Below are 21,540 nucleotides of genomic sequence, written 5' to 3' on the forward strand. Positions count from 1 at the left end.
CGCGGTGTCGTCCCCGGACCCGCGTGACCTGCCCAACGCTACATGTTGTCGGTAACATTCTCGGACAGGGGCTATGTTGCCGGTAACATTTGGGCTAGCGTGCTCCTCACTCGCCCTCGGATGACAACGGAGTACCAAGGCCCAATGGACGCGCCAGAGCAGTCGTACCAGCCCAGCGGACTCCTCTTCGGAGCCGCTTACTACGCCGAGTACCACGGCGATGACCGAGTCTCGAAGGACCTCGATCTGATGGTGGGCGCCGGCTTCTCGGTCATCCGGGTGGGGGAGTCGGTGTGGTCCACCTGGGAGCCTCGCGACGGTGAGTTCGAGCTCGATTGGCTTGCGCCGGTGCTCGACGGAGCCCACGACCGCGGCATCAAGGTCATCCTCGGCACGCCCACGTATGCCGTCCCGCCGTGGCTGCAGACCGCCCACCCGGAGATCGCGGCTGAGCGCCGGTCAGGTGAGCGCGTCCCGTGGGGCGCGCGGCAGGAGATCGACTACTCCCACCCGGCATTCCTGTTCCACGCCGAGCGCGTCGTCCGGGCGGTCCTGGGCCGCTACGCCACGCACCCCGCAGTCATCGGGTTCCAGGTGGACAACGAGCCCGGACTCGAGCTGCTCCACAACCACGGTGCGTTCACGCGGTTCGTCCGCCGGCTCAAGCAACAGTACGGCGACGTCGAGACCCTCAACCGTGAGTGGGGACTGACCTACTGGTCCCACCGGATCAACGACTGGTCCGAGCTCTGGCGGCCGGACGGGAACTCCTTTCCGCAGTACGACCTGGCCTGGCGCCGGTACCAAGCCGACGTCACCCGCGAGTTCATCTCCTGGCAGGCAGGCATCGTCGCCGAGTTCCGGCGACCGGACCAGTTCGTCACCACGTGCCTCCAGTACCCGCGTCGTGGTCTCCAGGACGACCAGCTCTTCGCCGGGCTCGACGTCGTCGCCGGCAACCCGTACTACGGCATGCAGGACCACCTCGACGCCGGCAAGGAGCGACAGCAGCCGAACTACTGGACGACGACCGGCGTCGCGGGACTGCTGCGTCAGGCCGACCGCATGTACTCGTCCAAGCAGGCGCGCTACCTCGTCACGGAGACCAACGCCCAGTCGATCGGCCCGGCCGACAACAACTTCCCGCCCTACCCCGGGCAGCTCAAGCAGGCGGCATACGCCTTCATCTCCCGGGGGGCCGCCATGATCGAGTACTGGCACTGGCACACCATCCCCTACGGCACGGAGACGTACTGGGGCGGTGTGCTCCCGCACAGCCTGGTCCCCGGTCGGGTCTACGACGAGGTGTCCGAGATCGGTGCCGAGCTCAAGGCCCTCGCCACCACCCTCGACGGGTTCGAGCCTGACGCGGACGTGGCGATTCTGTGGTCCAACGAGAGCCGCTTCGCGTTTCAGTACATGCCTCCGTTCAGCGTCGACGGGCAGCCGGACGAGGAGTCGTACGAACGCATCGTCGACGCCTTCCACCGAGGTGTCGTCGACGCCGGTCGACAGGCGCGGGTCCTGCACGTCGAGCAGGCCACGGCGATGGGGGCGGCCGAGCTCGCTCGGCGGTTCCCCGTCCTCGTCGCCGCCGGGGTCTACATCGCCTCGGACGAGGACCTGGACGTGCTCCGCGAGTATGCGGAAATGGGCGGCCACCTCGTCGTGGGAGTGCGGACCGCCTACGCGGACAAGGAGGCCCGCGCTCGCGTCGCGGTCGCACCCGACCGGCTGCGCGAGGCGGCAGGAGTCCGGTACGAGGAGTACTCGAACCTCGAGCGGGACGTCACGGTCGTGACCAGAGGAGAGCTCGAGCTCACCATCGACTCGACCGCCCAGCTCTGGATCGACGGTCTCATCGTCGAGGACTGCGAGGTGCTGGCCGGCTACGAGCACCCGCGATTCGGCGACTTCCCGGCCGTGAGCACGCGTGCCTGCGGCCGTGGTCGGGTGACCGTGGTCGGCTGCGTTCCCTCGTCGGGCCTCGCAGCCGCAGTCATCCGCTGGGCCACGCCCAGTCCCGTCAGCGCGAGCCTGACGCACGACGAGGCGTCGCTGCCACTCACCGTGGCGTCCGGGTCGCTCCCGGGCGGACGACGCTGCTGGTTCGTCTCCAACTGGGGCTGGGACGCCCGGGAGATCCGCCTGGCGCGACCTGTCACCAACGCAGTCACCGGCGAGTCCTACGACGCCGGCGTCACACTCCCCTTCGGCAAGTGGGCCACGCTGGCGCTGCTCGACGGGTGAACCAAGACCGCAACCGCAGGTCTCCGCGCAACAGAGAAAGAGCAACCAATGAACAAGGCACCAAAGGCGGCGCTGACGTTGGCGGCCGCGGCAGTCAGCACCTCACTCGTGCTGTCCGGCTGCAGCTCGGCGGCCGGTACGACAGGTGGCGGCGGCGCCGCCGCCGCACCCCTCGGGCAGGACGCCATCACCAAGGCGCTCAACACCCCGACGACCCTCACCTTCTGGACGTGGGTCCCGGACATCGACAAGCAGGTCAAGCTCTTCCAGGCCAAGTACCCCAAGATCAAGGTCAAGGTCGAGAACGTCGGGCAGGGTCTCGAGCACTACCAGAAGGTGCGCACCGCCGTGAAGTCCGGCCAGGGGGCGCCTGACGTCGTGCAGATCGAGTACCAGTTCATCTCCTCGTTCACCCTGACGAAGTCCCTCCTCGACCTGGCCCCATACGGGGCCGACGACCTCGAGGGCGACTATGTGCCGTGGGTGTGGAACCAGGTCAAGCAGAACGGCGGCATCTACGCCATCCCGCAGGACACCGGCCCCCTCGGCAACCTCTACCGCACGGACATCATGAAGAAGGCCGGCATCGCGACGCCCCCGGCCACCTACGACGAGTACGCCGCGGCCGCCCAGAAGGTCAAGGACGCCACCGGTTCGTACATCTCCAACCTCCCGTCCAACGACCCGGCCCAGGTCACCGGCCTCCTCTGGCAGGCGGGGATCAAGCCGTTCAGCTACGACGGCAACAGGACGGTCGGCATCAACGCGAACAGCCCCGAGGTCAAGAAGGTGCTCGCCTACTGGCAGGGCCTGATCCAGAAGGGCCTCGTGTCCACCGACGGGGACTTCACCGACCAGTGGTACCAGGGGTTCGCGAGCGGCAAGTACGCCGGCTGGCTGACAGCCGCGTGGGGCCCCATCTTCCTCCAGGGCACCGCCAAGGGCACCGCCGGCAAGTGGAGCGCGGCACCGCTTCCCCAGTGGGCCCGCGGGCAGAACGCCTCGGGCAACTGGGGTGGCTCCTCCGATGCCGTCCTGGCCAGCAGCAAGAACCCGATCGCTGCGTACGAGCTCGCCAAGTGGATCAACAACGACAAGAGCTCGACGACGAAGTTCGCGAACGAGCAGTTCCTGTTCCCGGCCGCCAAGAACGTTCTCGAGGACCCGGCATTCACGGGCGGCAAGTCCAGCTTCTTCGGTGGGCAGCAGGTCAACAAGCAGTTCGCCGAGATCTCGGGCACCGTCGACACCAAGTTCGAGTGGCTGCCCTTCATGGACTACGCGTACTCGGCGTTCAACGACACCGTCGGCAAGGCCATCGGTGACAAGGGTGACCTCTCCGCGGCCTCGGACGCGTGGCAGACCAAGCTGGTCAGCTACGCCAAGGCACAGGGCTTCACCGTCAAGTAGTGCTCCGCGGGGGAGGCCCACGCCGCCTCCCCCGCGGACCCACCGTCATCCGAACGAGGAGCCGAAGTGGGCACCGTCCCCTCAACCGTCGCACGCCGTGGAAGGCGATCGACGGGCCTGTCAACGATGAAGAAGCGACAGAACGCCGCTGCGTACCTGTTCATCCTCCCCTTCTTCGTCGTGTTCATCTCCATGCTGCTGGTGCCACTTTGGTACTCGGCGTATCTCAGCCTCTTCCAGAGCCAGCTCATCGGCGGTGAGACGTTCGCGGGCCTCGCCAACTACGTCAGGGCCTTCACCGACTTGGCCTTCGTCGCGGGCCTCGGCCGGATGCTCGTCTTCTTCGTGATCCAGGTGCCGATCATGCTCGGCTTTGCGCTGTTCCTCGCGCTCGCGTTGGACAGCGGGCGGGCACGCGGTGCCAAGAGTCTGCGGCTCTTGTACTTCGTGCCCTACGCCGTTCCCGGTGTCGTGGCCACCCTGATGTGGGGCTACCTCTACGGGCCGGACTTCGGTCCCGTCGCACAGCTGTTCCGCGCCGTCGGCCTGCAGGCGCCGGACTTTCTCGGCGAGGGCAGCATCCTCGGCTCGATGATGAACATCGTGACCTGGGAGTACGTCGGCTACAACATGGTCATCCTGTACGCCGCGCTCCGCGCCATCCCGCCAGAGCTGTACGAGGCGGCAGAGATCGACGGCGCCGGCCCGACCCGAATCGCCTGGAGCATCAAGCTCCCCGCCATCCGGCCCGCCCTCCTGTTGACGGTGATCTTCTCCGTCATCGGAACCTTCCAGCTCTTCAACGAGCCCAGCCTGCTCGACGCCATCGCGCCGAGCGCGATCGACGACTCGTACACGCCCAACTACTACGCCTACAACCTGGCGTTCGTGAACCAGGACGTGAACTACGCCGCCGCCATCGCGTTTGCCCTCGGCCTCGTCATCGCCGTGGTGTCCTACATCGTTCAGCTCACCACGCAGCGGCGCGAGCGCACGAACCGAGAGGGGTCCCGATGACCAGCACCCAGATAGACGTCGCAGCGACGGCAGAGGCCGTCGTCTCTGCACCCCCGGCGTCACCGCAGTCGCCTCGAGGGCGACGTCGGGGGCCTCTCCTCACGGTCATGCTGTGGATCTGCTCCCTGTACTTCGTCCTCCCGCTCTTCTGGCTGTTCATCGCCAGCACGAAGGACAACGAGGACCTCTTCTCGACGTTCGGCCTGTGGTTCGGCAACCGGTTCGCGCTCTGGGAGAACCTCCGGTCCGTCTTCACGGTGCAGGACGGCATCTACGCCCAGTGGGCGCTGAACACCGTCATCTACGCCGTCGTGAGCGCGACCGGGGCCACCCTCTTGGCTGCCATGGCCGGCTACGCGTTCGCGAAGTACGAGTTCCCCGGCTCACGGGCGCTCTTCAGCATCACGCTCGGCGCGATCATGATCCCACTCACGGCGCTCGCCCTCCCGACGTACCTGCTGTTCAGCAAGGTAGGTCTGACGAACACGCCGTGGGCGATCGTCATCCCATCGCTGGTCAGTCCCTTCGGGGTCTTCCTCATGCGGGTGTATGCCGCCGATGCCATCCCGGACTCACTCATCGAGGCCGCCCGCGTCGATGGTGCCGGGGAGTTCCGGATCTTCGGGCAGGTGGCCCTGCGCCTCCTCGGACCGGGGCTCGTGACCGTCTTCCTGTTCTCCTTGGTCGCGACGTGGAACAACTACTTCCTCCCGCTGATCATGCTCAACAGCTCGTCCCTCTACCCGCTCACCGTGGGCCTCGCACAGCAGCAGGCAGCGAGCGCGGCCGGGGGAGGGTCGCAGGCGCTCTTCTCGACGGTGATCACCGGTTCCTTCGTCAGCGTCATCCCGCTTGTCGTCGCCTTCCTGTTCCTGCAGCGTTACTGGCAGAGCGGACTGGCGACGGGAGGGGTCAAGGCCTGACGGCTCGAGTGCTGGCAGGGAGCTGATCACCTTGCGACGCGCACGGGTCCCGGTCATGCACGATGTCGCACGGCTTGCCGGGGTCTCGCACCAGACCGTGTCGCGGGTGATCAACGGCTCGCCCAGCGTCCGCCCGGAGACTCGTCAGCGCGTGCTGCGGGCCATCGAGCGACTCGGCTATCGACCGAACACCGCGGCCCGCAGCCTGGTCCGGGGCCGGTCTGCGACGGTCGGGATCCTCGTGGCGGCCCCACCCCTCTTCGGTCCCGCGAGCGTGCAGCGTGCGGTCAACATGGCGGCTCGTGAGGCGGGGTTCTTCGCCTCGTCGGTGTCGCTCGCCGAGGCCACTCGGGGGGCGTTCGACGCCGCCGTCGACCACCTCGCACGGCTGGCCGTGGAGGGGATCGTCGTCATCGCCGGTCACGACGAGGCTCTGGAAGGCGCGCGCTCCGGGAGCGCCGGACCGCCCATGGTCTTCGTCGACGGTGACCCGAACCGGAGTCGGCGCACCATCGGCATCGACGACGTGGCCGGCGCGCGCCTGGCCACGCGCCACCTTCTCGACCTCGGTCACATCGAGATCGCCCACGTGACAGGACCGCTCGACGGGGCGGTGGCCCGCGCCCGGACAGCTGGTTGGCGCGCGGAGATGGTCGCCGCCAGGCTCCGGCCGATGGAGCCCCGGTCGGGCGACTGGTCCGCCGAGTCCGGCTACCACGCAGGTCTGGCGCTGGCGGAGAACCCACTAGTGACAGCCATCTTCGCGGCGAACGACCAGATGGCGGTTGGGGTGCTGCGTGCCCTCCACGAGGCCGGACGGTCCGTGCCAACCGACATCAGCGTCGTCGGCTTCGACGACGGGCCTGAGGCGGCCTACCTCATCCCGCCGCTGACGACCGTCTGCCAGGACTTCGACGCGACCGGCCGCGCGGCAATCACGACGCTGACCGCCGCGATCCTCGGCGAGCCCCACCACCGTCGCTCCGTGATCGACCTCGATCTCATCGTCCGGGCCAGCAGCGCGCCCCCGCCCGTGCGGAACGCGTGCGCCGCCATCTGAGTGCGCACCGATCGATGGCCGCTCGCCATCGGGCCGTGGTCGTCCTCGGGTTGACGGCCCTGACTGGAGGAAGGGCCCCACCGTTGTTCTCCGGTGGGGCCCTTCGTTGGAGGTCCAGAGGTGCGAACTCTCGGCCTACGGTGTGACGGTCTCCACGACGACGTTGCCGCTGCCGACCAGCACGTTGGTGTCGGTCCGGACCTGGACGGTGCCGAGCAGGACCCGGCCTGCGGGCGGGGCCGCGTTGGCGGTCACCGTGCCGGGGGCTGTCCATGTCGAGCCGGCCGGTCGCAGCGCGTTTGCGTCGGTGATGCTGACGGAGCCGAAGGCCGGGTTGGTGAACGCGTCGACGTAGTCGTACGTGGTCGACCCAGCAGGAACGGAGAACCCGTCGACCAGGGTGACCCAGTTGCCGGCTGCTGGGTTCGCGATCGTCACGGACTCCTCGCTGTCTCCGTCGGCGGACTGTCCCGCCAGCACGCAGCTTCCGCTGGTGCAGTCGAAGACGTAGAGGTCGAGGTCCGCGGCGGGGTCACTGGTGTGACCGATGGTCGCCTGAAGTGACGTCGAGCCGGCCGTGACGGCGACTACCCGTTGCTGTTGCGCGAGGTTGGCGATGGTCGGGGTGGTGATTCGGGCGCTGGCCAGCGTCGATCCGACCGCCCGGCCGGTGAAGTCACCGAAGACGTTGGTCATGGTGTAGCTGCGCGCCACCGGGACCCCGACTGTCGCTGACGCGATGGTGTCGGGGTTCGGCGAGACCGTCGCTCCGAGGATGGACGCCGTGAGGGTGTACGGGGCGTTCTCGACGTCCGAGGTGCGCCTGGCCTCCACGGTGACCTCCCAGACACCGGCCTGCGGGTTGGTCGTCGTGCGGCTGGTCGGCGATCCGGCGCAGCTGCCCGACGTGGGGTTGTAACAGCTGAGCGACGAGTTGTCGTCGATGCCGACGCCGTAGGGGTGGAACCGTAGGAACCGGATCTGTCCCGTGCCGGGAGTGCTGCCGCCGCCCACGAGGTCGACCTTGAACGCCGGTGTGTCGGCAGGGACGTTGTAGAAGTAGCTGGTGACCTGGTTGCGCCCTATCGTTCCCGAGTGCGCCACGGAGTAGTTGTTCCCGGCGGTGAAGGCCTCGGCCGCGACGACGGTGTTGAGGGTTTGCTTCTCGATGCCGGCAGTGGACGGGTCGTCGAGGTTGAGGATCGCCGAGTGGGTCCCGGCAGTGGCCGGGTGCACGGTGACCGTCAGGGTGGTCGGGGAGTTCAACGGAAGCACCAGGGATGCTGCCGACGAGAAGGTGCCGTCGTTCCCCTTCCAGGTGAGGTTGTACGTGCGGGCCCCGCCGACGCCCGAGGTTCGCGTGAAGGTGTAGGTGCGGGTGAAGCTGTCGCCGGCAGCCACGCCCTCACGGTCGTAGATGCCTTCGCCCTTGCCGGGCGTGGCGAGGAAGCCCGACAGGACCGTGTGAACCTCGACGGAGGAGCGGATGTCCACCGGCTTGAGGTTCGTCCTGAGCAGGTCCCAGGCCGCGCCCACGTTGATCAAGCCGTTGCCCTGCTCGTACGCGCCGTAGCGGCTGGTGTCGAGCTGGCGGGCGGACGACGTGAGCGACTCGCGTAGCTGAGCGGGCAGGCTCTGCACGCCGGCCTGCTTGGCGGCGCTCACGAGCAGCGCCCCGGCTCCGGCGGCCTGCGGGGACGCCATCGACGTGCCCTGCAGCATCGAGTAGCCGGCCGGGAGGGCATACGTGCCCGGCACGGGTGCCGACTCTTCCCACATCGGGGTCGTGGAGATGGCGGCTCCGGGCGCCACGACCTCTGGCTTGAAGCCGCCGTCCTCGCGCGGGCCGCGTGATGAGAAGCCGTGCAGGTTGTCGACGTAGCTGGAGTCCGACCCGTAGTTCTTCTGCCACGTCTCCTTGTTGATGTAGGAGCCGACCGCGAGGACCCGCGAGGCAGCCGCCGGGTCTCCGATGGTGTTCAGGCCCGAACCGCTGTTGCCGGCGGAGATGAAGATCTGGACGTTGTACTGGTCGATGAGCCGGTTGTAGATGACGGCGCGGCTGTTGTTGCCGTCGTTGAGGGCGGGCAGGCCGCCGATGGACATGTTGATGACGTCGACATTGCCCTGCTTGGCGATGAACGTCATCCCCTCGATCAGGGCGTGTGCGGTGCAGCCGGTGATGAACATGCAGACTCGCACGGACTTGAGCTTGGCGCCGGGAGCGGCCCCGGACATCGCGCCACCGAACATCTGGTTCGCAGCCGTGATGCCGGCAACGTGGCTGCCGTGCTCGCCGGAGGCGATGCCGATGTTGACCACCTTGTTCCTGCCGTCGGTCTGCACGACAAAGGGCATCGACTCGTGGATGCCCGTGGCCGGGTTGTCGGTGCCGAAGTGGCCCACGTCGAACTTCTTGGCGTAGTCGGTCAGGATCTGGTCGTTGCGCAGATCCTTGTCCTGGTTGGTGTCGACCCGGACGGTCCCGGCGGCCGGGTCCCACAGGACGGCGAACGTGTCGGTGGTGTCGCCGTCGCGGTTGACATCGCTGCCCACCTCCCCGCCGAGGCGCGGGTCCCCCTCGGTGAACAGGGCGACTCGGTAGCTTCCCGCCGGCGCGACGTACGTCGCGTCACTGAACACGAAGCTCGGTCCGGAGACCTGAGTGGACATGTTCAGCCACGTGGGGTCATCGTCGGTGAAGGGATCGGTGGCGGTGACCCAGTCCGTGATCTTGCGCTCCCCGGTCGTCGTCGTAGCGAGGGCCGGGTGGTCGAGGTCGATGCCGGAGTCGAGGATGCCAATGGTGGTGCCCCTGCCGTCCCACGTCGGGTGGGCTGCCGTGAACGCGGCCGCGCCCGTGTCGCGGATCGGCATGTACGCGTTGTCTCGAGGAGTGCTCGCACCCGGGGGTGTCTGGGGTGTGGCCGGCTGCGCCCCCTGGGGTGTCGGGTCGTCGAGCGGGATGACCTCGTCAAGGTCCGCGGCGACGATGCCGCTCAGGTTGGCCGCGGTCTGGGCCTTGTTGATGGGCACGACGGCGCGGATGTAGCTCACGTCGCTGTCGGCCTTGCGGATGACCGCGCCGAGGCCCTTCAGGGCGCTGGTCACCGCGGCGTTCTGCCCGGGAACTGCAGCGATGAGCAGCGTCACGGTCGACGAGCCGTTGGCCCGGGCCGTTGCGAGCAGCTCGCGATCATGCTTGCCCAGCTGGGACTGCTTGGCAGCGCTTCCCCCTGGGCCGGCGGCAGCAAGGGCCTGCGGTGCCGTCAGGCCCCCGGCCACGAGGGCCCCGAGGGCGGCGAGGACCAGTGCGGCCCGGCGCGTGCTGAAATCTTGGATCTTGCGCATCGATCCCACCTCTTCGCCCCGAGGTATCGCGACAGTTGGCAGTGCTCCCGAGGCTAGCGATGCGCAGCGCTTGCCGTGACGGATCCGTGAAAATCTGCTGAGCGGTCGCGCCACCGTGGCGCGACCTGGCCGGGATGAGGCTTCCGCAGCGGTGAGAACCCTTCAGTGCATCCTCAGCGCGGGCAAGAGCGCGGTCAGTCGATGGGGACGCGGGCCTCGATGAGGTGCCGGGTCGAGTGTGTGATGAACGGGTGTCCACTGCGCAATCTGTCGCGCGGCCGTCCAGCCACCCGAAGTCCCAACCATCGAGGCGAATCAGCTGTGCGACGCCACCGGGCGTCACCTGGCCTCGAGGTACTCCTCGTGCCACCCCGCGACGAGGGCATCGGCGACCTCATCGACGGGAGGGCTCTGTCGCCACGGCCGGCCTTCGGCCCGCACGATGGCGAGGCACTCGTCGAGCCGCGTCTGGCAACGTCCCGCTGCTGAGCGGCGCTCGTGCTCGGGCCCGCCCACGGCCCCTGTCCAGATCGCGCGGCCGGCCATGAACCCGGACGCCCCGGCCCGGCAGACGATCCCCAGCTGCCGGCGGAACACGTCGTAGGTCCCCGACCCGGACAGCAGGACCCACGGTGTGCCGGCGCAGGCCGCGTCGATGGCCCGGGCCGCGTCAACCGCTTCCTCCTCGCCGCCGCTGCCGTCTGGGGTGTCCACGAGGTCGCCGGGGAACTCGGTCTTGAGGACGTCGATCCCGAGGTCCACGAACTCCCGTGCCGCCCCCACCAGGGTCTCGACACGCTCCTTCCGGGCAGCCTCGCCCGTCGGGTCCTGGCCCTCTGCGGGGTACCACAACGGCTCGAGGATGAGCGGGATCTGGTGCTGCTCGCAGTCGTTCACCAGACCCTCGACGGTGCGGCGGATGTCGTCGACGTCTGCTGCGTCGGGTCGCCACCAGACGACCATCTTGACGCCGTCGGCACCCAGGGTCTTGATCTTCTCGACGGTCCAGTGCTCGCGCACGGCCGTCTTCGTGCCGAAGCCGCCGTCGGCCTGGTAGCTGAGGGATTCGATACCCGTGATGATCCCGACGTCGCCCGGGATGACGCCGGTGACGATGCCCTGCCCCATCGACCACAGCGGGTCGACGAGCAGCGCGCTGGCGTGCCGAGCCACCGCTGCGATGAGCTCCAGCTTGCTGCGGGTGACCTCGGCGGACGTGACCCGACGCCAGTCGGGGTCGAGCAGCCCGAGGTAGTTCTCGGGATGGTCGATCGCGAGGGTGGCGATGAACCCGTCCGTGGTCGAGATCCGCGTCAACGACCGGATCTTGCCGAGGCTGTTCCGACCGCTCATCCAGTCACTCATGAGCCCTCCAGGGTCTCGGCGCGCAGACCCCGTGCGACGCCGGGGCGCATGTGTGGCCTTCGACGGCTGGCGTCGTCGTGCCGTACCACCTCCGTGGTGGCGGGAGGTGAGTATCGTACGCAGATCGGTCGACCCGCGCTGGAGGCGCCATGAGCCGCATCGTCGTTGCCGGCCACCTGTGCGTGGACCTGACGCCTCGACTCGCGGGCCCCGAGCACATCGACCCCGGTCACCTGTTCGAGGTAGGCCCCCTGTCGGTCCGGCTCGGAGGCTGCGTCGGCAACACCGGTGGTGACCTCGCTGGCCTCGGCCTACCCGTGGACGTCGTGGCCGCCGTCGGAGACGACGACCTCGGCGAGCTGCTCCGTCGTACGGTCAGCAGACGGACCGGCATGACACCGGTCTTGCGCTCCGTGCCGGGCAGCCGCACGTCGTACAGCCTCGTCTTCGAGACCCCGTCGACGGATCGCACCTTCTGGCACCACGTCGGGAGCAACGCCCTGTTCGACGGGACGGAGCTGCGCGACACAAACGATCCCGACCTCGTCCACGTGGGTTACCCGAGCCTGCTACCCGCACTCGTCGCGGAGGGCGGAGCCCGGCTGCGCGAGATGCTGCGACAGCTGCGAGCCCGGGGCGCGACGACGTCCTTGGACCTCGCCGTCATCGACCGTGGCTCACCGACGGGGTCGCTCGACTGGCAGGAGGTCCTGCGCGGGTCGATGGACCAGGTCGACGTCGTCACGCCCAGCGTCGACGACCTGGTGTCGGCGTTGCCCGAGCAGGCGGGGCCCGGTGTCCCCGACGACGCGGGAGTCGAGCGGCTCGCCGAGATGTTGCTCGACTGGGGTGCCGCCGTTGCCGCGGTGACCGCGGGCCCTCGGGGTGTGTTCCTGCGCGGCGCCGGTCGCGCCCGCCTGCGGGCCGCCGGCCGTGGCTTCTCGAACGCGTACTCGTGGGCGGACGCGCGTCAGTGGGTGCGCCCCTACGTCTTGGAGCGCGTGGCGACCACCACCGGCGCTGGTGACGCGGCCACTGCCGGGATGCTCTACGGCATCCTCGCCGGCATGTCGCCCGGACGCACGGGGTCGCTCGCGATGGCCTGCTCGGCCGCTGTGGTGTCCGGCCGCCGTCCCACTCCTGCTGTGATCGCGAGCATCGACCGCGACCTCGCCGGTCTCCCGGCCCGGCTCACTGGGCACGAGAAGGACCCGCGATAGGGGCGGATCGCGCCGAGCGTCAGGTCAAGACTGTGCGAGGGCGCGCACCGCGCGTTCGATGGCGGGGCGCAGGTCGAGAGCGGGGTCGACGGTGAGCCGGTGAAGGAGCAGCCCGTCCGCGAGTGCCATGAGGGCTCGGGTCGCCGGCACGGGGTCGGCGATGCCCACGGCGACCACGATCCGCTCAGTCCACCGCTCGAACTCGCGGCGCTGGCGCCGCAGCGGTTCGCCGAGCTCAGGGTCGCCGGCGAGCTCGAGGAAGAGGGCATAGCGGGCGCGGGTGCGCGCGGCGAACCGCCCGGTCTGCAGTGCTGCCATGGCGCACAAGCCCTCGACCAGCCCGTCGAGTCCCGTGATCGCAGGCATCGCGGCTGGGTCGAAGTCGGCGCGCTCGCGCTCCGCGATCCAGTCCACGACACCGGCGAGCAACGCCCGGCGGGTGCGGAACCAGTTCGAGGTCGACCCAGGCGGGAGGCCTGCTCGTCCGTCGACCCGCGCATGGCTCAGCGCGCGCACGCCCTCCGCGCCGAGCAGCTCAACGGCCGCCTCGAGTGCGCGTTCCCGGGTGGCCGCTGGCATGGACGCCCCCTTCCACCAAGTCTACTATGAACATAGTAGTTCACCGCACGAAGGAGGTGGCCATGGCCACGCCCGAGCCCCGCAGCGGCCGTTCCGTCGACGCGTCGGCCTGGTCGCCGGCGCTCCCAGAGGCGCCAGGCTTCGACCATCTCGTCGTCGAGACGCCCGGCCTGCGTACTCACGTCGCCGCCATCGGCGAGGGCGAACCGGTCGTGCTGCTGCACGGGTTCCCCCAGCACTGGTGGCAATGGCATGCCGTAGCTCCGGTCATCGCCGCAGCCGGCTACCGGGTCATCTGCCCCGACCTGCGCGGCGCGGGCTGGACCGTGGCCGAGGATCCGCGCGTCGAACGCGAGACGCGGCTCCGAGATCTGCTCGCCCTCTTCGACGTCCTCCACATCGAGCGCGCCCACCTCGTCTCCCACGACATGGGCGCCATCACGGCGTTCCACCTGACCTACGAGCACCCCGAGCGGATCCGTGCGGCGGTGCAACTCGCCGTGCCGCCGGCCTTCATGACGTTCAGTCCGAAGATCCGCTCGGGGTTCTACCACCTCCCTCACCTGATCTGGCACCGTCCGGGCGCCTCGCTGCGCGGAGACTTCTCTGAGCCGTACGTCGCCCGCCCGATGCCCGAGGCAACGGCCGCAGCCCACCTCGCTCCGATGCAACGCCCCGAGGTCGATGCCGCGGTGCGTCCGCTCCTCCGCGGCATGGTGATGCCCGAAGCCATGCGCCTGGCACGGGGCGTGTACCGACGCAGGCGGCTCACGGCACCGACCCTCTTCGTCTTCGGTCGCCAGGACCACCCGTGGGTCGAGAATCTGGGGCGCATCTGCCGCGATCCGGAGAGGTACGCCGATCGCGTCGAGTTCGCCTACGTCGACGACGCAGCGCATTTCATCACCGACGACGCCCCGGCCGCCGTCGCCGACCTCGCGCTCGACTGGTTCGAGCGAGCCGCCTGACGGGCCGGGTGATCGTCTCGTTCTCGATGCCGGCTCGCTCCCTCGGCCTCCGACGAGCTCTAGGACGGGTCTGGTTGACGGGAGGTGAGCCGCGCAGGATGACGTCACCGAAGTCGCGGCGGCTTGCTCGACCGTGTCGAGGTCGGGAGAGTCCGGCAGCTGGTTTGGCTTCCGCCGCACTCATGATCGGAAGCCAGAACCGACCGGCTTCGGATCCAGCCCACACTCGTTGAACGTCATGCGTCGGCTGTGTCGATCGTGGCGATGTAGACGAACCAGCTGCCGTCATGCTGAGCCGCGAGCCGACACGCTGCCGGCCAGCCCCTGAGCTCGAACACCGCTGATCCGGCTGGAATGAAGGCGGCTGAATGCTCGGTCGGCTCTGGTCGCTCGGACTGTGTGCGCTCATTCAGACTCGAGAACGAGCAGGAGACCCGAAACAGCTCTGAGCCGAGCTGCGTCGGTGCCGATGCCTTTGGTCGGTCCGGTCGGGAGCTGTACGTGACCCCGTTGTGGACCACGAAGTCCGTGTAGTCGATCACCGCCCGCCGGGCGGGCTTGATCACGCCGGGCGGACACCCCGGCACCACCGTGGTCGTCGACCCCGGTGCTGTGGCTGGTTTCGACATCGGCTGGGCGCACCCCGAGGGCGCGGCCGCGACGACGAGAACTGCTGCGCTGGTTGGGAGCTGACCTGCGTAGGTCACGACAGCAACGTACGACGTGCGATGGCGAGCACGATCAGCTCGGCGGGGCTTGTCACCACATCGTGACGACGTCCGCACAGCGCGTTCGCGCGACCTTGCACAGCTTGAGCCGCGATGAGGGCAACGATGCGAGACGGCGCATCGCGCGCTCCGTTCGCCCACCCGAGCCAGCCCTGGGCGGTCGCGGCGGTGCCGGCGAGAACCAGCAGGGCCGAGACCGCGACACGCCGGCGCCGGGAAGGGGGCTGATTGCTCGCGCAGCTCAGCCGATGCGGCGCTCGGCGTTGATCCGGTCGAGCAGGGCGGCGACCTCGGCGGGCGTCACGCCCGTGCCCGGGAAGCCGATGATCCGTCCGATGGGTGCCGACCCGAGGAGCTTGAGCATCTCGGGGTCCTCGAGGATCGAGGCGGCCTTCGACGGCGCGGCGGAGCCCGCGCCGCCGAGCACACCGTTGAGGCGCCCTGCACGACCGCGGCCGCCTCCGGGTCCGCGAGCACCTCCTGCACCGACGAGCCGAGGGACAGCGGCACCGACACGGCGTCGCCGACGACCTCGGTCTCGGCCACGAGGCGGACGTCACGGCTCGATGCGGCGACGGACACGGCATACGTCCCGCCTTCGACGGTCCACGTGCCGCTGCGTACGTCCCTGATCGCGAGGTCCTCGCGCCGGACGGTGAGCTGGACCTCACGGCTCTCGCCAGCGGCGAGCTCGACCGATCGGAATGCCTGAGCTCTCGCGGCGGCCGCGCCACGTGGGAGTCCGGCAGCATTGCGATCACCGACCGCCACGGCGATGTCGACGTCCTGCTCTACAACCACGCCCTCGCGGGCCCGGACCAGCCGCCCGCCGAACCCGCCACGCTCACCGTCAGTCTCAGCGGGGTCGCGCCCGGAGCTCAGGCCCGCATCCAGCGGATCGACGAGGATCACGCCAACCCCTACCGCGAGTGGATCGAGCTCGGCTCCCCGGAGTACCCGAGCCGACCCCAGCTCAGGTCCCTCAGCGACGCGAGCGAGGTCCACGCCCGCGCGCTCGAGCTGACGAAGCGCGGAGGCCGCGGCTACGTCAGCTTCCCCCTCACCCTTCCGGCCGAGGGCGTCGCGGCGGTCCGCATCGACCGGAGACGCTGATCGGTCCTGTTGCTCGGCAGCGTCGCCCGAGGTCACCGGCATTTGAGCAGGCGGGCCGCGTTCGTGGTGCCCGTCCCGTTCCTTGCCGTGGATCGTCTCGGGAAATACGTACCCGCGTAGGTATCTCTCCCGATCCGGCGCGGTCAGTGAAGGGCGATGGTGGAGGCCATGACGCAGAAACCGACCAGGCGCAGTGCCTGTGCTCGGCGCGTCGCTCGGGACCACCGAACAGACGCCCACTGAGGAGCTGTCATGTCCATCGCACCTACGGCATACCGGGTCGAGAGCCACGCCCAATCGCTCGGAGTCAGCGTCGTCCCGGTGACGCAGCTGTCGCGCGGCGACCTCGTGTTCGACACGGATGGCATGACGCATTCACTGGTCTCGGTGGAACTGGGCATGGACTCGACGGTGTGGATCCAACGCAGCGACCTGCCCTACGTCGAGCATCTCACCGGCGCGATCCTCGTCGCTCGCAACCCGTCGCAGCTCACCCCTCGTCCGGGGACGACTGCTCAGCGACCCAGGCAGCAACCTGAGCACGGCTGGTGAAACCGAGCTTGGTCAGGATGTGCTCGACGTGAGCCTCTGCCGTCCGGCGTGAGATCACCAACCTGTCAGCGATCTCCTTGTTGGTGAGTCCGTCACGTATCAGCTCCGCGATCTGCCACTCCCGACGCGTCAGAACGTCATGGGCGGTGGCCACGGCGGGCGTCACGGCGCGTCGCCCTCGCGTCTGCTCGAGGCCGAACGCGATGGCCCTGGGCTGGTCGAGCGACCGCCCCTGGGACCAGGCACGCTCGAATGCCTCCTCTCCGAGCACGTCGCGCGCTGTGGCCTTGGCGGAGGCATGCCGCACGTCCAGTCCGGGGAGCGCCTGGATCGACGTCTCGATCCTGTCCCACTCGTTCTGGGCCGCACCCATGAGAACTGCTGCTCGCTCGGGATCCTTGGACGCGTCGACCCAGGCAAGTGCCTGCAGCGTGGCGCCGATGCCCAAGCGCTCATGCATCAGCTGCTCCAGTCGCAGACTCTCCTTCAAGAGCCTCTCCGCAGAATGCCGTTCACCGCGTTCCCAGTGGGCCAGCCCTGCTGCCCACATCGACCATGACCGGAGCCACATCTCACCCACCGGATCGGTGATCGCCAGGCATGCGCTGTGTGAGGCCAAGGCCTGCTCCACATCGTCGCGCACGATGCTCAAGATGGCCCGCAACATCCAGCAGTGCGCCACCTCTGCCGCGTTGCCGGAGGCTGAGAGGCCACGGATTGCGTCATCGAACAAGTGCTCCGCAGCGTCCACCTCTCCGGCGTACATCGCCACCAACCCCGCCGCCTGTGTGAGGAGGACCTGGGTCTCATGGCCCAGCCCGCTCGCGAGCGTCCGGCCTTCCTCGAGAAGAGGTGTTGCCGACTCGATGTCTCCTTGTAACGCGGCCCACCAGCAGGCGCTTCGCAGGGCGAGGGCACGCGACCGGGGATCTCCGTCGCCAGACGCGAGCAACTTGTCGCACCAGCGCCGAGCCTGCCGGATCAGCCCGTGGACGACGACGTACTCGAGCAGGTTGGCGCAACATGCGAGCCCGGCGTCCACCGCCGCGGGCTCCGCCGTGCACGAGTCCATGGCTTCGGCGATGTTGCCCAGTTCGCGCCCGACCCGATCGATCCAGACGAGCTGGCGGTCACTGAGCCACTCGTCATGCGCTTCGCCGACCATGGCCACGAAGAAGTCCCGGTGCCGGCGGCGCTGCTCGTCGACGCCGCCCATTCGAGCCAGCTCGGCCAGGCCCCGATGCCGAATCGGCGGGAGCATCCGGAACCGGGTGGTGGTCGGGCCCCGAGTCGTCGCCAGCACGGACTTGTCGACGAGCGACGCCAAGGTCTCAGCGACTGGCTCCTCGTCGTCCGGATCGGAGCAGGTCGCAGCGGCCGCGTCGAGGTCGAAGCCGTCGACGAACACCGACGCCTTGGCCCAGAGCTTTCGCTCGGCGGGGGTGCACAGGTCGAAGGTCCACTCGATGCAGGCGGCCATGGTGCTGTGCCGGTGCGGAGCTGTGCGCCTGCCCCTGCTGAGCAGCTCCCACTTGTCCGTCAGGGCCTGGTCGAGCTCCGCGGCCGACAGGGTGGGAAGTCGCGCCGCCGCGAGCTCGATGGCCAGGGGTATCCCCTCGAGCTTGTGACAGATCGCCCTGACCGCGGCGCGGTTGTCCTCACTCAGCGCGAAGCCAGGGACGCTCGCACGCGCCCGGTCGAGGAGGAGCTGAACAGCTTCGAACTCCTGCAGCCCTCCCTCACCCGGCTCCTCCTGCGCCGGACAGGTCAACGGAGAAACCGCGTGCACGACCTCGCCGTCGATGCGCAGCGGTTCACGGCTCGTGGCGAGGATCCGGGCCCCGGGGCAGCTGCGCAGAACCGTGTCGGCCAGCACGGCGACCACATCGACGACGTGCTCGCAGTTGTCCAGCACGAGCAGCGGCGCGCGCTTCCTCAGGTACTCGACGATCGCGATCGTGCCGGACTGGGTGGAGCGCCCATAGAGCCCCAGAGCGCCGGCGATCTGGTCAGGCACATCGTCGGCGTCGCCTACTGCGCCGAGCGGTACGAAACACACGCCGTCCTGGAACACCCGTCGAACGTCCGCGGCCACGCGCAGGGCGAGACGTGTCTTGCCGACCCCGCCGAACCCTGTCAGCGTCACGAGGCGGGACTGCGCCAACAGCGCACGGATCGCGCTGCGCTCGAACCGCCGGCCCACGAACGTCGTCACCTCGGCCGGAAGGTGCCCAGGCACCTGAGTGCTGGCGAGAGCCTCTGTCATGTGGTCTGGTCCTCCACGAGTCCCGACCCGGCCACGTTACCGCCTGACCGGCAGCCGTGGCGCTCGAAGAACCGTCACAGGACGTGACGCTGCTCGGGGAGTCCATGGGGGCCGTGCTCGCCCTCACCACAGCGGCCGAACTGCCCGACCGGGTCCGCCGCGTCGTGGCCGTCAACCCCTACGACTATGCCGGCGTCATCGCCAGGTCCAGCCTCCTGGCTCGGGTGATCGTCACCGGCGTCATCACGCCCGGCGTGGGTCCGGTACTCGCCGGACTGGAACCCAAACCCGTCATGCGCGCCATCCCTGCGCGGCGGCCTGGGCGACCCGACCGAACTGCGCGAGGACTACCTGGACGAGCTCCTCCGCGTCGGCCGCGCCCGGGCTACTCGACCGTCGCCCGCGCCGTGTACCGCGCCCTGCCCGGCCTCGCCGCGGCCCGCGCCCGGTATCCCGAGGTCACCGCGCCGGTCCACCTGGTCTACGGGAAGCAGGACTGGTCCCGACCCTCAGACCGGCAGGCGAACAGGCGACAGCTCCCTGACGCAGAGTTCACCGAGGTCCCCGGACGCCGGCCACTTCATCGCCCTCGAACGGCCGGACGTGCCGGCCGGCATCCTGAACTCCGTCGGCTGACCTGTGCGCAGACCGGCTCGCATGTGCACAGCCGTCGGGCGACTTTGCCTGCTGGGGTCACTCGGTGACGAAACCGGAGGTGTGAGACCAGGTGCAGGGCAGCGCGGGCCGCTCTAGCGGACGCCAGCACGAGCACCTTCAGATGAGCAGGAACCAGGGCGACGGGTCACGCCGGCAAAGGACATGACCCGCGCTCTGCGGTTCGTGCCTGATGCGTCGGCCTATGGGGATGATCGGCGCCGTCGCGGCCCGGAGCGTCTCAGCGGTCCGAGGATCGCTGCAGCGCTGCCAGCAGGTCTTCCTGCACTCGCGGGCTGGCCGCATGGAACTCGCGAACGAGGCGACGCTCCTGACGGCGCTGCTCGATCTGAACCCGGATCTGCTGAACCTTGCCCCGCACCACTGACTTCTCCTAATGAGTCTCGATGTCGAAATGTTCGACATCGAAAGTCTACGCTCGGAGAGGCTTCGCCACCAAACTGTGACTTGACGAGTTCTGCGCCGACCAGATCCGGTACCTGGCCAAGGAGGCATCCGAGCCCATGGGGGAGGACGCCTTGGGCGGGATCACGTCTCTGCTTCCGCAAGACCGACGCGACGAATCTCGACGACGCCAGGCTGCCGGCTCGGCAGATCGCCGACCAGCTCGGTCACGTCCAGCCATCGCTTACGGAACGGGGGGCCAAGAAACGGGGCGACTGCCGCGGCAAGGGAGCAGGCCCTCAGCACCGACGCGGCCGAGCCAACAGAGGGGGATAGCAGTAGAGCCCGGCCCAAGGGGCCGGGCTCTTGACCTGCATAGATGGTGCGCCGCCAGGGACTCGAACCCCGAACCCAGTGAGTCTCGGCGCCTTCGGCGCGTCGCTGCCCACCAATGCCCGCAAAGGCCCCTTGACCTGCAGGTATGCGGTCAAGTGGGCGCTCTTCGTGTCGCGTCCTTTCCGGCTGGTTCCCGTCCAAAAGTGGACGGTTACGCGGCCTCCTGGTTCCTGGCGGTGCGGGTCACGAGCGCCCCCTCGCTCCCGGACGGCTGGGCGGTTCGAGATCGTCGGACATGAAGGCGAAGGGAAGTGACGACTCGTGGGCCGCGCCAGTGGGCAGAGCTGGCGCGGCTCTGCGGCGGCGATGGCGGTTCGTCGGGGACGGGCCGGGAGTCCACACGTCATTGGCGCCGCCTCCACCGAATCACCGGATAGGGAGCCTCGGTTCTTTTGGTGCGTTGGCTCTTCGTCGTTCCGGAGGTCAGCGCGCCGAAGTGTCGCGCTTCCCGGGCCGGTCGGACTCGGGCATGGGGTTCTCCCGGATGTACCTGGCGGTCCGCTCGTACTGTTGCGCGATCCACTCGTCGAGCACGGTCACCTCGATACGCCATTGACCACGACCGCCGATCTTGATCGCCGGCAGGTCGCCGGAGCGCACCAGGGCATACGCCTGGGCCTCCGTAGAAGCGAGCAACGCCGCCACGTCGTTGAGCGTGTAAAAGCGCGGCGTGAGCTGCGAGGCGTGCTCCTCGACCGAGTCGGAGCGTTTGCGAGGCATGGGTCGATGATCTCAGGAGCCCGCGTGGCTGACCGGTTGCGCTCCTCGACCGCGGCGTCGAACACCGGCTTGGTCGAGCGCACGCCGCACCGCCGCCTGCGACCGGCCGGTCAGCTCGGCCAACTCGTGGATCGACCGGCCGGCCGCGTACTGCTCCGCACAGAACGCAAGCAGCCGCGCCCGCTGCTCTCGTGTCTGGCGGATCCCGGCGGTGCCTACGAACTCCGGAAGAACGTGGAACACAGGGCGACCCGGGTATGGCATGTGTCGACCGTACAGACCCGGGTCTGGAGTCTGTCACCGATGAGCGAGCTGCGGCGGGCCGACGGGTCGCTAGGTCGGTTCCGAATCGGGAAACTCAATTTGGTGAAACCCGTGGCGTTGGCCGCCAGGAATGAGTGTCATCGGCGTCCATACAGCGGCCTTAAAGGCATCGAATCAGCCTTGACAGGCAGAGCTCTGGAGCTCGCCTCGTTCGAGGACTCAATGACACGCCTGGCCGGCCCCGGTGGAGCCGTTGGCACGGCGAGTTGCGGCATGCATCCTCGGGTTCCCCGGTAGCA

19 protein-coding genes and 1 pseudogene are annotated in these 21,540 nt (G+C 68.8%); 11 read left to right on the forward strand and 9 right to left on the reverse strand.

Translation table 11 applies throughout. The features are described from left to right. The first annotated feature begins 144 nt into the window (after positions 1–144). The 5 genes from H9I49_RS16080 to H9I49_RS16100 all read left to right on the forward strand — a co-directional run bounded on the left by H9I49_RS16080 (position 145) and on the right by H9I49_RS16100 (position 6,660). Positions 145–2,250 (forward strand): beta-galactosidase, encoded by a 2,106-nt coding sequence (locus H9I49_RS16080; protein WP_188031409.1) that lies wholly within the window; start codon positions 145–147, stop codon positions 2,248–2,250. Between the two features lie 48 nt (positions 2,251–2,298). After that, positions 2,299–3,660, forward strand: a complete 1,362-nt coding sequence (locus tag H9I49_RS16085) for an ABC transporter substrate-binding protein (protein ID WP_188031410.1) — start codon at positions 2,299–2,301, stop codon at positions 3,658–3,660. Between the two features lie 126 nt (positions 3,661–3,786). Continuing rightward, entirely contained in the window at positions 3,787–4,677 is an 891-nt protein-coding gene (locus H9I49_RS16090; RefSeq protein ID WP_188031411.1) for a carbohydrate ABC transporter permease, read from the forward strand. Then, a complete protein-coding gene (locus H9I49_RS16095) occupies positions 4,674–5,600 on the forward strand; it encodes a carbohydrate ABC transporter permease (protein WP_188031412.1) in 927 nt (308 codons plus the stop codon). The genes H9I49_RS16090 and H9I49_RS16095 overlap by 4 nt, the downstream gene beginning before the upstream one ends. A 55-nt stretch (positions 5,601–5,655) precedes the next feature. Continuing rightward, entirely contained in the window at positions 5,656–6,660 is a 1,005-nt protein-coding gene (locus tag H9I49_RS16100; protein ID WP_188031413.1) for a LacI family DNA-binding transcriptional regulator, read from the forward strand. A gap of 135 nt (positions 6,661–6,795) precedes the next feature. On the opposite strand, the gene H9I49_RS16105 is transcribed toward H9I49_RS16100, so the two are convergent. Next, positions 6,796–10,011, reverse strand: coding sequence for a S8 family serine peptidase (locus tag H9I49_RS16105; RefSeq protein WP_188031414.1), 3,216 nt, complete (start codon positions 10,009–10,011; stop codon positions 6,796–6,798). A gap of 339 nt (positions 10,012–10,350) precedes the next feature. After that, entirely contained in the window at positions 10,351–11,376 is a 1,026-nt protein-coding gene (locus H9I49_RS16110; protein ID WP_188031415.1) for a tagatose 1,6-diphosphate aldolase, read from the reverse strand. Between the two features lie 149 nt (positions 11,377–11,525). On the opposite strand from H9I49_RS16110, the gene H9I49_RS16115 reads away from it, so the two are divergent. Further along, a complete protein-coding gene (locus tag H9I49_RS16115; RefSeq protein WP_188031416.1) occupies positions 11,526–12,596 on the forward strand; it encodes a carbohydrate kinase family protein in 1,071 nt (356 codons plus the stop codon). A gap of 24 nt (positions 12,597–12,620) precedes the next feature. On the opposite strand, the gene H9I49_RS16120 is transcribed toward H9I49_RS16115, so the two are convergent. Further along, the gene (locus tag H9I49_RS16120; RefSeq protein WP_188031417.1) at positions 12,621–13,175 is read right to left on the reverse strand and encodes a TetR/AcrR family transcriptional regulator; all 555 of its coding nucleotides are present in this window, start codon (positions 13,173–13,175) and stop codon (positions 12,621–12,623) included. Between the two features lie 62 nt (positions 13,176–13,237). On the opposite strand from H9I49_RS16120, the gene H9I49_RS16125 reads away from it, so the two are divergent. Further along, entirely contained in the window at positions 13,238–14,143 is a 906-nt protein-coding gene (locus tag H9I49_RS16125) for an alpha/beta fold hydrolase (RefSeq protein ID WP_188031418.1), read from the forward strand. Between the two features lie 236 nt (positions 14,144–14,379). On the opposite strand, the gene H9I49_RS16130 is transcribed toward H9I49_RS16125, so the two are convergent. The 3 genes and pseudogenes from H9I49_RS16130 to H9I49_RS24505 form a co-directional block, all read right to left on the reverse strand. Next, a complete protein-coding gene (locus tag H9I49_RS16130) occupies positions 14,380–14,850 on the reverse strand; it encodes a hypothetical protein (RefSeq protein ID WP_188031419.1) in 471 nt (156 codons plus the stop codon). Between the two features lie 262 nt (positions 14,851–15,112). Further along, complete coding sequence (locus tag H9I49_RS23475) at positions 15,113–15,298, reverse strand: hypothetical protein (RefSeq protein WP_223128912.1); 186 nt, start codon at positions 15,296–15,298, stop codon at positions 15,113–15,115. A gap of 146 nt (positions 15,299–15,444) precedes the next feature. Next, a pseudogene (locus H9I49_RS24505) lies at positions 15,445–15,672 on the reverse strand (fibronectin type III-like domain-contianing protein); the annotation flags it as partial. Here H9I49_RS24505 and H9I49_RS24510 point away from each other — a divergent pair. Together H9I49_RS24510 and H9I49_RS16140 are read left to right on the forward strand one after the other, a co-directional pair. Next, the gene (locus H9I49_RS24510; protein WP_370587638.1) at positions 15,658–15,984 is read left to right on the forward strand and encodes a hypothetical protein; all 327 of its coding nucleotides are present in this window, start codon (positions 15,658–15,660) and stop codon (positions 15,982–15,984) included. The pseudogene H9I49_RS24505 and the gene H9I49_RS24510 sit on opposite strands and share 15 nt — an antisense overlap. Before the next feature lie 252 nt (positions 15,985–16,236). Then, the gene (locus H9I49_RS16140) at positions 16,237–16,536 is read left to right on the forward strand and encodes a hypothetical protein (RefSeq protein ID WP_188031421.1); all 300 of its coding nucleotides are present in this window, start codon (positions 16,237–16,239) and stop codon (positions 16,534–16,536) included. Here the strand turns inward: H9I49_RS16140 and H9I49_RS24515 are convergent. After that, positions 16,475–18,610: a LuxR C-terminal-related transcriptional regulator gene (locus tag H9I49_RS24515; RefSeq protein ID WP_188031422.1), complete on the reverse strand. Its 2,136-nt coding sequence runs from the start codon at positions 18,608–18,610 to the stop codon at positions 16,475–16,477. The genes H9I49_RS16140 and H9I49_RS24515 overlap by 62 nt on opposite strands. Positions 18,611–18,885: 275 nt before the next feature. Here H9I49_RS24515 and H9I49_RS24520 point away from each other — a divergent pair, with 275 nt between their 5' ends. Further along, a complete protein-coding gene (locus H9I49_RS24520; protein WP_188031423.1) occupies positions 18,886–19,506 on the forward strand; it encodes an alpha/beta fold hydrolase in 621 nt (206 codons plus the stop codon). 161 nt (positions 19,507–19,667) lie between these two features. After that, positions 19,668–19,844 carry a hypothetical protein gene (locus H9I49_RS16155; protein ID WP_188031424.1) on the forward strand — a complete coding sequence of 59 codons (177 nt, stop codon included), beginning with the start codon at positions 19,668–19,670 and terminating at the stop codon, positions 19,842–19,844. Between the two features lie 836 nt (positions 19,845–20,680). Here the strand turns inward: H9I49_RS16155 and H9I49_RS16160 are convergent. Next, complete coding sequence (locus tag H9I49_RS16160; protein WP_188031425.1) at positions 20,681–20,977, reverse strand: helix-turn-helix domain-containing protein; 297 nt, start codon at positions 20,975–20,977, stop codon at positions 20,681–20,683. Between the two features lie 12 nt (positions 20,978–20,989). Then, positions 20,990–21,241, reverse strand: coding sequence for a helix-turn-helix domain-containing protein (locus H9I49_RS24525; protein ID WP_223128804.1), 252 nt, complete (start codon positions 21,239–21,241; stop codon positions 20,990–20,992). Positions 21,242–21,540 lie beyond the last annotated feature (299 nt).

Origin of the sequence: Terrabacter sp. MAHUQ-38, from assembly GCF_014518425.1 — a bacterium.
In the GTDB taxonomy this organism is placed as follows: domain Bacteria; phylum Actinomycetota; class Actinomycetes; order Actinomycetales; family Dermatophilaceae; genus Terrabacter.